This window comes from Tunturiibacter gelidiferens (assembly GCF_013410115.1).
Classification (GTDB): Bacteria; Acidobacteriota; Terriglobia; order Terriglobales; family Acidobacteriaceae; genus Edaphobacter; species Edaphobacter gelidiferens.
Genome location: NZ_JACCCV010000004.1, coordinates 1 through 1945 on the forward strand (window position 1 = coordinate 1; position 1945 = coordinate 1945).

Annotated in this window: 1 pseudogene; it reads left to right on the top strand. The window is 55.0% G+C overall.

Annotation, left to right across the window (positions count from 1 at the left end):
• Nucleotides 1–58: 58 nt before the first annotated feature.
• Nucleotides 59–1342: pseudogene (locus tag HDF12_RS21940) on the top strand (ISNCY family transposase); the annotation flags it as partial.
• Nucleotides 1343–1945: the final 603 nt, after the last annotated feature.

The window sequence follows — 1945 nt, forward strand, 5'->3', positions numbered from 1 at the left end:
TGTAACAACCCAATAGAAGTGTCATGGTTCTCCTCTTTTGAAATGTCATGTTCAAAGGATGGATCTGATCAGGATGAGCCAGCGTGATCTGACACGTATTGCGGTTTTGAGTGAAGTACTTGCGGGCCAACGAACAGTTGTCGCGGCAGCCTCGGTTTTAGACATCAGCGTTCGCCAGGCGTTCCGGCTGCTGGCTCGGTATCAGGAGCTGGGTGGCGCCGGCCTTGCCCACAAGGCCAGAGGCCGAGACTCCAACAGGAAGATCAACTCGGGCATTCGGGCGTACGCCGTTGAGCTTGTCAGGTCACACTACAGTGACTTCGGCCCCACGCTTGCGTCAGAGGCTCTTGCGGAGCGGCACGGCATTCATCTCGGAACGGAGACCCTGCGGCGCTGGATGATGGCTGAAGGCCTTTGGCTGTCCAGGAAGCAACGTAAGAGGTTCCATCAGCCACGTCTTCGCCGCGAGCGCGTTGGAGAGCTGGTGCAGATCGACGGGAGCAATCACCGCTGGTTTGAGCATCGAGCGGAACCGTGTACGCTTCTGGTCTTCATCGACGATGCGACGAGCCGCTTGATGCAGTTGAAGTTCGTTTTGAGCGAGAGCACCGATTCTTACTTCTATGCGCTCCGTGGATACCTTGAAGCGCATGGTGCTCCAGTGGCGTTCTATTCTGACAAGCACACAGTCTTCCGGCAAAACCGCGACGCCAAGGGCGGCGCTGGCATGACGCAGTTCGGAAGGGCGCTGGCCGAGTTAAACATCGAGATTCTGTGTGCGAACTCCAGTCAGGCTAAAGGCCGCGTGGAACGAGTGAATCGAACGCTGCAGGACCGCTTGGTGAAGGAGCTGCGTCTAGCCAACGTCTGCGACATAGAGGCAGCCAACGATTTCCTGCCTACGTTTATGGAATGCTTCAACGAGCGCTTTGCTGTTCCACCAGCGAATGACGGTGACCTCCATCGCCCGATTCCCAGCACGGCTAGACGACTGGAGGATATTCTCTGCCACCAGGAGAAGCGACATGTCGGAGCGCAACTTACGTTCCATTACGACAGGAAGCAGATCATTCTCGAGAAGACCGAAATCGCAAAGGGGCTAGCTGGAGAGTACGTCGATGTCTTCGATTTCGCGGGCAGGCCCCTCGAAGTCAGGTGGAACGGCCATGTGCTTCCCTACCGCATTTTCAGCAAGGATCAACGTGTCAGCCATACTGCGATCATTGAAAACAAACGTCTCGGACACGCGTTGGCGCTCGTTAAGGCTCAACAGGCCACCCGCTTCGAAGCCAAAATCAAAACCAACAGCGAGAAAGACGGATATCAGAAGCGAGGGCGACAAACTTATGGACCGGGCTATATCGTTCCGAAAATTCCCGCAAAGGCAGCAGTGATGGCCGAAACCATTGCCGAGAAAGCCTGATCCTCCTCAGCGGGCATGGAATAAGTCGAAAGGGATGAGGACTAGATAAAGCACGGTGCCCAAACAGCCTCCGACAGTGAACATCCAGCCCACCGTTTTGCTCCAAGCAATTGCGAATCCGCGACCAAAGGCCGGTTCCTGTCCAAAAAGAAAGATGCGGAGTGCCCGCTCAGGCTTGTGAGCCATGAACCAACCGAACCGTGCAACAGCAGCAGCAACAAAGAACATGAGGGCGTGTGCAGCCGCGATAGGCATAGCTCAACCTTAGATGAGTGCGAAACATCCAGTTCGGTCGAAGACATGGGCAACTTCGATTTTTTCGCGCGAAAATTGGGGCGGTGGAAATGACGGCCTGATGGGAAGAGAGGAAAACAAGAAGCCGTTTCCCTCTCTTCCCACAGTCCTTGGAAATCCCGCAAAGAACGCGGTATTACCACATTCCCACCGCACGGCGACGGCTACGTGTTTAGAATGACATTTCTAAAGAGCAGTCTTCCCTGACATTTCTAACGGGACGGAACA